The sequence below is a fragment of the Streptomyces sp. NPDC001380 genome (assembly GCF_042895785.1).
In the GTDB taxonomy this organism is placed as follows: Bacteria; Actinomycetota; Actinomycetes; order Streptomycetales; family Streptomycetaceae; genus Peterkaempfera.
In genome coordinates, this window is record NZ_JBIAWP010000013.1 from 125,234 (window position 1) to 132,741 (window position 7,508).

The window sequence follows — 7,508 nt, forward strand, 5'->3', positions numbered from 1 at the left end:
GAGCAGAGGATGCTCCCGGGGGCGCGGCGTGTGCGGACGGGACCGGCCGGACGGGCGGGACCGGCCCGCGCGGAGAGGGCCGGGGGCCTGTCAGGGCTCGAACTTGTAGCCCAGGCCGCGCACCGTCACGAGGTAGCGGGGGGCGCCCGGGTCCGGCTCGATCTTCGCCCGCAGCCGCTTGACGTGGACGTCCAGCGTCTTGGTGTCGCCCACGTAGTCGGCCCCCCAGACCCGGTCGATCAGCTGCATCCGGGTCAGCACCCGGCCGGCGTTGCGCAGCAGCATCTCCAGCAGGTCGAACTCCTTGAGCGGCAGGTCGACCTTGGCGCCGTCCACCGTCACCACGTGCCGGTCCACGTCCATGCGGACCGGTCCGGCCTCCAGGGCACCGGGGTCGCCCGCGGCCGCCGGGCCGCCCTCCTCGCCGCGCCGGCGGAGGACGGCCCGGATGCGCGCGACGAGCTCGCGGGTGGAGTACGGCTTGGTGACGTAGTCGTCGGCGCCTATCTCCAGGCCGACGACCTTGTCGATCTCGCTGTCCTTGGCGGTGACCATGATCACCGGCACGCTGGAGCGGACACGCAGCTGGCGGCAGACCTCCGTGCCGGGCAGGCCCGGGAGCATCAGGTCCAGCAGGACGAGGTCGGCGCCGTTGCGCTCGAACTGCTCCAGGGCGTCGGGGCCGGTGGCGGCGACGGCCACCTCGAACCCCTCCTTGCGCAGCATGTAGGACAGCGCGTCACTGAACGACTCCTCGTCCTCGACGACGAGCACTCTGGTCACGGAAGGACCTCCGGGGCGGGAAGGGATGCGGATGCGGGCTCCTGATCCGTCCTGGAGCCCTGGGGGCGGGAACGAGTGGTCTCGGGGGCACCGTCGGGCGCGGTGCCGGGGGTGTCCGCGGTGCCGGGGGTGTCCGCGGTGCCGGGGGTGTCCGCGGTGCCGGGGGTGTGCGCGGACCCGGCGGGGGTGTCCGCGGACTCGGCGGGCGGCTCGCCCGCGGGCAGGCGCAGGGTGAAGGTGGAACCCTGCCCCTCCACGCTCCACACCGCGACGGTGCCGCCGTGCGAGGCCGCGACGTGCTTGACGATGGAGAGGCCGAGGCCGGTGCCCCCGGTGGCCCGGGAGCGGGCGGGGTCGACCCGGTAGAAGCGCTCGAAGATGCGCTCGCGGTCCTTCTCGGAGATGCCGATGCCCTGGTCGCTGACGGAGAGCTCCACCAGGACCGTGCCGTCGGCGTAGCCCTTGTCGTCCACGCCCGCGACGGTGCGGGCGGCGATCGCGACCCGGGTGCGGGGGGTGCTGTAGTTGACGGCGTTCTCCACGAGGTTGCCCAGCGCGGCGGCCAGCTGGCCGCGGTTGCCGTGCAGCCACAGGCCGGCGGTGCCGCCGCAGGCCATGGTGATGTGCTTGGCGGCGGCCTGGTGCCGGGAGCGGTCCACGGCCTCGGCGACCAGCTCGTCCACCGACACCGGTTCGGGGTCGGGCAGCTCCTGGTCGTCCTGGACCCGGGAGAGGTCGATGATCTCCTGGACCAGGCTGGTCAGCCGGGTGGACTCGATCTGCATCCGGCCCGCGAAGCGGCGCACCGCCTCCGGGTCGTCGCTGGCGTCCAGCACCGCCTCCGAGAGCAGCGCCAGCGCCCCCACCGGGGTCTTGAGCTCGTGGCTGACGTTGGCGACGAAGTCCCGGCGGACCGCCTCGATCCGGCGCGCCTCGGTGAGGTCCTCCGCCAGGACCAGGACCAGCCGGGACCCGAGCGGCGCGACCCGCACGGAGACCGCGAACGGATCGCCGCCGGGCCGGGTCAGTCCGGGTTTCGGCAGGTCGAGGTCGACCTGGCGGATCTCCCCGTCCCGGCGGGTGGTGCGGGCCAGCTGGAGGATCTCGTCGACCGCCAGGCGGCCGCCGCGCACCAGGCCCATCGCGTAGGCGGAGGAGGACGCCTTGACGACGTCGTCCCCCTCGCCGAGCACGATGGCGCAGGAGCGGAGCACCGAGAGCACGGTGTCCACCCCCGACGGAAGGGGCGAGTCGTACGGGGGCGCACCGGCCCGGCTGCGCGCCTGCTCACGCTCGCTCCACCGGAAGGCGAGCGAGGCCGTGAGACCGACGCCGAGCCCGGCGATGGCGCAGGCGGCGGCGGCGGCCACGTTCACGTCCATGCCGCCAGCGTAAGCGCACGGCGCTGACCTGCCCCAAGGCCGGGACGCGCCGATCCGCGACTGGTTGCCGAGAATTCACCTCCCCGTGGCGGGTGGTTCACTCCGTGACCGGTGGGGGGTCGCCCGGACGGAGCACTGTGGGCTGCACCCGCCTCCGCAAGGCCGCAGGCGGGGGGACGCCGGCCTCGGGCCGGCGGCCCGCCGACGGCTCGGCACCGCGCCGCCGGCGGCATCCGCGGCCGCCCGACGGGCACGCGGGCACCCGTCCGTCCACGGGACGGCACCCACCACTGCGACACGACTGCTCCGCCCGCCCCCGACGCGCGGGGGCGGCGGCCGGGAGGACGACAATGCGCGACGCGTACCACGAGGAGCTCGACTCGATCGGCGACGGCCTCGTCGAGATGGCCCGCCTGGTCGGCTCCGCCATGGGGCGGGCCACCACGGCACTGCTCGACGCGGACCTGGCGCTCGCGGAGAGCGTGATCGCCGCCGACGAGAAGGTGGACGCCCTCCACCACGGGCTGGAGAACCGGGCCATCGACCTGCTGGCCCGGCAGCAGCCGGTCGCCACCGACCTGCGGATCGTGGTCACCTCGCTGCGGATGAGCGCCGACCTGGAGCGCGCCGGCGACCTGGCCCGCCACGTCGCCAAGCTCGCCCGGCTGCGCTACCCGGCGTCCGCCGTCCCCACCGACCTGCACAGCATCGTGCTGGAGATGGGACAGCTGGCGCAGCGTCTCGTCGCCAAGGCGGGCCTGGTCATCTCCACCAAGGACGTCGACGCCGCGCTGGAGCTGGAGCGCGACGACGACGAGATGGACCAGCTGCACCGGGAGCTCTTCGCCCACCTGCTGGACGACCGCTGGCAGCACGGGATCGAGACCGCGGTGGACGTCACCCTCTGCGGGCGCTACTACGAGCGGTTCGCCGACCACGCCGTGTCGGTCGCCAAGCGCGTGGTGTTCCTGGTGACCGGTGAGCACGCGGACGAGTTCGTGCCCGAGGGCCGCTGACGCACGCCGGGGGTGCGCCGCGAGCGGGGGCCGGCCCGGACCGGCCCGGGCTCGCGGCGCCGACGGGCCCGGAGCACCCCCCGCCCGGGGTCCAAACCCCGCAGCGGGGGGCGGCGGATGCACGGGCGCCGCACGAGGCCGCGACCACGCGCCCGTTGACGCTCCGTCGAGCGCGCGGATTCAATGGGTGACCAGGCACGGCCTCACGAGGAGGGTCCGCAGCGTCATGAAGGAAGCCCCCACCCAGCCCACCGCCACCGACGCCACACCGCTCGAACCGCCGGCATCCCACCGCTCCGGCATCCCGCTCCCCGTCGTCGCCGCGTGCGGCTGCGGGTCGGGCTGCACCTGCGGCTGCAAGTCGGGCGGCAGCTGCCGCTGCGGCGGGGGCTGCGGCTGACCCGCGCCCCCGGTCCCACGGCGCCGCAGGCCCGGCCCCCGGCAGGGGCCGGGCCTGCGGCGTCGGCCGTTCCGCGCCGTCCCCTTCTTCCCGGACGGTGTGCGGCTGACGGCTGACGGCTGACGGCTGACGGCTGACGGCTGACGGCTTCAGGGCGGTACCGGGGCTGGACCTCGCCCGGGGACGGCCCTGCGGGCCGTGCGCTCAGGACCGGCCGGGCCGGCGCGCGTACTGCGCCCACGCCATGAGGGCGGTTCCGCACAGGGCCGTGCCCACTCCCCCGAGAATGGCGGGGGGCGAGCCGGCGAAGCCGGTGTGCGCGAGGACGTTCATGGCCGTGAGGCCGAGTCCGAGGAGCAGGTCCCCGGTCCCCCAGATCCGCGGCGACACGACGCGGCCCCTCAGCCAGGGGACCATCCACTCGCGGAGCACCGCGGGAACGGCGAGCGGCAGCACGATGATCCAGACGGCCGCGAAGGCGGCCCAGTCGAAGGCGTCCATGGCGAACGCATCCCCCTCCGGGACGGGGCGCGGTTCCGGACCGCGCCCCGGCGATCATGCCACCGGGTCCCGGCCGGGGGAACGCCGGCCTTCCTGCGGGTCCGCGCGGCCGGGCAGGAGGGGTGGACCCGAGGAGATCCCCCGATCCCGCCGCGCCGCGGCCCCCTCCGGGTGGTCCCCTCCGGTTCGGGCCCCCGCCCCCCTCCCCGGCACGGTCCTGGAACCGCCGTGACGGGCGACCGTCACCGCGGGCCCGGATCCCGCACCCCCGGAGCGCCGCCGCCCCGGGTTGCCGGGCGATCTTGCCTTCCGGCATAGTCCCGGGCCAATGGTCGCGGGGCCCTTTGCGTCGTGTCCACGACGATCCCTCGCGGTCGGGGGAGAAGCATGTCCACGTTCAAGCGCACAGCAGTGACGGCCGCGGCCACCGTGGCGCTGACGATCGGTGCGGCGAACACCGCGTCCGCGTTCGAGATCGACGACTACGCCTCGTCCGACTCCGACAGCTGCGGCGTGGTCGGCTGGTCCAGCTACGGCGACATCTTCCGCTTCATGGACCTGTGCAAGGACGGCCGCGGCGTCCGCGTGCAGTACACGACGCCGACCCTGGGCCGGCCCAGCACCAGCGACGGCAAGCACACCCACGACTACACCGGCTACACCTACTCCGGCGACTACAACCTGGACTTCGCCGAGGGCGCCTGCTTCTACGTCCGGGCGGGCCTGGAGGACAACGGCAGCTACGTCTCCGGCACCCACGGCCCCTGGCAGCTCGCCTGCGCCTGACCGGAGCCGGGCGCTGCGGGGGACGCGGCCGCGTCCCCCGCAGCGCCCGTCCCGTTCCGGGGAACCGTCGCCGGCCGCCCCCGAGCGCCGTCGGGCGGCCCCGAAGGGCCCGGACGACGGGCCGGTCCGGCGGCGCGCTCGGACGGCTCCCTCGACGGGCGGTCCACGGGGAAGGGACTTACGGTCGAGCGGTGGGCGCCGTATCAGAGGGGGCCCATGCATTCCGGCACATGCCGGTTCCCCTTCCGACACCAGCAGGAGACGACCTGTTATGGCCACAGCATCCGAAACCCCGGTCCTGGACACCCTCGCCGCGATGACGGTCGACTCGGTCGAGCGGTGCAGGCTGGCCCCGGAGACGTTCATGCTCACCCGCATCGCGGCCCTCGCCGCGTCGGACGCCCCTCCGATCTCCTACATCGCCCACATCAACCCCGCCATCCAGGCCGGCCTGACCGCCGAGCAGCTGCAGGACGTCCTCGTCGCCATCGCTCCCGTCGTGGGCACGGCCCGCGTCATGACGGCGGCGGGCAACATCGCCAAGGCGCTCGGCATCACGATCGCCGTGGCCGACACCGAGGCCCCGCACCGGGCCTAGGGGTCCCGTCGGACTCCGCAGCCGCGGCCGCCCGCCCGTCCGCCGAGCGGCCGGTCCTCGACGACGGCCCCGGGCCCGGCCCCGGGGCCGTTCCGGTGTCCTGACCGGGACGCCGCACGGCACGGCCCGATCCGCACCCGCGGGCGGCGGACGTCTCCGGCGAAAATTCGGCGATCTTGGTCGGACCCGGTGGCTAGAGTGAGTCCGTGCCTGTGGTCGAGGATCGTGATGCCGCCGTCGAACAGCTCGAGCCGTTCCGGAAGGAGCTGACGGCGTACTGCTACCGGATGCTCGGCTCCGCATTCGAGGCCGAGGACGCGGTGCAGGAGACGCTGGTCCGGGCCTGGTCGAAGTACGCCGGGTTCGAGGGGCGTTCGGCACTGCGGACGTGGCTGTACCGGATCGCGACGAACGTGTGCCTGGACATGGCGCCGGCCGCGCAGCGGCGGGCCCGGCCGATGGACCTGACCTCGCCGGTGGCGGCGTGCGCGCCGGACCTGACGCAGCTGGAGGAGAACGTCTGGGTGGGGCCGGTCCCCGACCGGCGCGTCCTGAGCGGCGATCCGGCCGATCTGGCCGTGGGCCGGGAGACGATCCGGCTGGCGCTCGTCACGGCGCTGCAGAGGCTTCCCGCCAGGCAACGGGCGATCCTGATCCTGCGGGAGGTTCTGGCCTGGTCGGCGGCGGAGACCGCCGAGCTGCTGGACACGTCCGTCGCCTCGGTGAACAGCGCCCTCCAACGGGCGCGCGCCACGCTCGCCGCCGGCGGCGGGATCGCGGCGAGCGACACGTACGAGCCGCTGGACGAGAGCCAGCGGGCGCTGTTGGCGCGGTACGTCCGGGCCTTCGAGGCGTTCGACATCGACGGCCTGAAGAAGCTCCTGCACGAGGACGCCGTGCTCAACATGCCGCCCTACCAGATGTGGGTGCGCGGGGCGGTGGAGCTGGGCGAGTGGTGGCTCGGCGCGGGCTGCGGCTGTCGCGGGTCGCGGCTGCTGGCGGTGGAGGCGAACGGCTCGCCCGCCTTCGCCCAGTACCGGCCCGCCGAGGACAAGAACGGCTGGACCCCGTGGGGCATCACGGTGCTGGAGATCACCGACGGGCGGATCAGCACCATGACCAACCACATGGACACCGGGCGGCTGTTCCCGTTGTGGGGCCTGCCGATGCGGCTGCCCGCCACCGGCACCGGCGGCACCTGACGGGTCGTCGCACCGCAGCATCCCGGAGAGGCCGGTCAGCGCCAGCAGCAGACGCAGACGCGGGCCGGACCCGCGCAGGACGAGGTCGACGCCGGCCCTCCGGGTGACGAGTCCGAGCCGGGCCAGGCGGTCGAGGTCGGCGGGCCCGGGCGCCGTGAGGGACGCGACCTCGCAGACCACGAGCCGGACGCCGGGCCGCTCGGCGAGCAGCCCGGCCAGGCGGTCCGGCAGGCTCCGGCCTTCGCCGGAGGCGGCCGGGGGCACGGGAAGCAGAAGACTCTCCATGCCTGCGGGGACTCCCCGCCGGCCTGCGACTCATCGGCGGGCAGGGCCGCCGCGGGACATCCCGGAGATCTCCGCCGGGGCCGATGAGTCCGGGCACGCCGCCCCGTCTGACCGGGTGAGAGCGAGAGAGACCCGGGAAGCACAGGGAGCGCGCCATGCGGAAGACCACCGCCGGAGTGTCCGCAGCGGCCGACGGCGTCGTGGAGAGCCCGGAGCAGCGGCACCTCCCGTACGTCGGCGAGGAGACGGGCGGGGCCGTGACCGCCCGGCCCGGTGCGGCCGACACCGTGCTGCTCGGCCGAGGGGACCGCCGGCCACCTCCTCCCGGACGGGAGGACGGACGAGGGGCCCACCGCCGCACGGCAGGACCCGGCCCGCTCCCCACCCCGCACGGCACGCCCCTCACCGGGCCCCGCTCACCGGGCCCGTGGGGCCGGCCGCCCGGCCGGGGTCCGGGCACGGCCCGCTCCCCACCCCGCACGGCACGCCCCTCACCGGGCCCCGCTCACCGGGCCCGTGGGGCCGGCCGCCCGGCCGGGGTCCGGGCACGGCCCG

The 7,508-nt window shown here is 75.1% G+C and carries 8 protein-coding genes; 5 read left to right on the top strand and 3 right to left on the bottom strand.

The window, feature by feature from the left end; translation table 11 throughout:
- Positions 1-90 precede the first annotated feature (90 nt).
- Positions 91-783, bottom strand: coding sequence for a response regulator transcription factor (locus ACFY07_RS17835; RefSeq protein WP_230746723.1), 693 nt, complete (start codon positions 781-783; stop codon positions 91-93).
- On the bottom strand, positions 780-2,165 hold the full coding sequence (locus ACFY07_RS17840) for an ATP-binding protein (protein ID WP_390869519.1): 1,386 nt from the start codon (positions 2,163-2,165) through the stop codon (positions 780-782). Before ACFY07_RS17840 ends, ACFY07_RS17835 begins: the two co-directional genes overlap by 4 nt.
- 350 nt (positions 2,166-2,515) lie before the next feature.
- On the opposite strand from ACFY07_RS17840, the gene phoU reads away from it, so the two are divergent.
- On the top strand, positions 2,516-3,181 hold the full coding sequence (gene phoU, locus ACFY07_RS17845) for a phosphate signaling complex protein PhoU (RefSeq protein ID WP_230746727.1): 666 nt from the start codon (positions 2,516-2,518) through the stop codon (positions 3,179-3,181).
- Positions 3,182-3,407: 226 nt separating this feature from the next.
- The gene (locus ACFY07_RS17850; RefSeq protein WP_230746728.1) at positions 3,408-3,581 is read left to right on the top strand and encodes a hypothetical protein; all 174 of its coding nucleotides are present in this window, start codon (positions 3,408-3,410) and stop codon (positions 3,579-3,581) included.
- Between the two features lie 204 nt (positions 3,582-3,785).
- On the opposite strand, the gene ACFY07_RS17855 is transcribed toward ACFY07_RS17850, so the two are convergent.
- A complete protein-coding gene (locus tag ACFY07_RS17855; protein ID WP_390869522.1) occupies positions 3,786-4,082 on the bottom strand; it encodes a hypothetical protein in 297 nt (98 codons plus the stop codon).
- A 387-nt stretch (positions 4,083-4,469) separates the two neighbouring features.
- On the opposite strand from ACFY07_RS17855, the gene ACFY07_RS17860 reads away from it, so the two are divergent.
- The 3 genes from ACFY07_RS17860 (at position 4,470) to ACFY07_RS17870 (ending at position 6,668) form a co-directional block, all read left to right on the top strand.
- Positions 4,470-4,868, top strand: coding sequence for a hypothetical protein (locus tag ACFY07_RS17860; RefSeq protein WP_390869523.1), 399 nt, complete (start codon positions 4,470-4,472; stop codon positions 4,866-4,868).
- 271 nt (positions 4,869-5,139) lie between these two features.
- Positions 5,140-5,466 carry a carboxymuconolactone decarboxylase family protein gene (locus tag ACFY07_RS17865; protein WP_390869524.1) on the top strand — a complete coding sequence of 109 codons (327 nt, stop codon included), beginning with the start codon at positions 5,140-5,142 and terminating at the stop codon, positions 5,464-5,466.
- 206 nt (positions 5,467-5,672) lie between these two features.
- Positions 5,673-6,668 (top strand): sigma-70 family RNA polymerase sigma factor, encoded by a 996-nt coding sequence (locus ACFY07_RS17870; protein ID WP_390869526.1) that lies wholly within the window; start codon positions 5,673-5,675, stop codon positions 6,666-6,668.
- Positions 6,669-7,508 lie beyond the last annotated feature (840 nt).

Excerpts from the sequence above, each read along its gene's own strand:
- ACFY07_RS17840 (WP_390869519.1), bottom strand. The coding sequence starts at position 2,165 with ATGGACGTGAACGTGGCCGCCGCCGCCGCCTGCGCCATCGCCGGGCTC.
- phoU (WP_230746727.1), top strand. The coding sequence starts at position 2,516 with ATGCGCGACGCGTACCACGAGGAGCTCGACTCGATCGGCGACGGCCTC.
- ACFY07_RS17850 (WP_230746728.1), top strand. The coding sequence starts at position 3,408 with ATGAAGGAAGCCCCCACCCAGCCCACCGCCACCGACGCCACACCGCTC.
- ACFY07_RS17855 (WP_390869522.1), bottom strand. The coding sequence starts at position 4,082 with ATGGACGCCTTCGACTGGGCCGCCTTCGCGGCCGTCTGGATCATCGTG.
- ACFY07_RS17860 (WP_390869523.1), top strand. The coding sequence starts at position 4,470 with ATGTCCACGTTCAAGCGCACAGCAGTGACGGCCGCGGCCACCGTGGCG.
- ACFY07_RS17865 (WP_390869524.1), top strand. The coding sequence starts at position 5,140 with ATGGCCACAGCATCCGAAACCCCGGTCCTGGACACCCTCGCCGCGATG.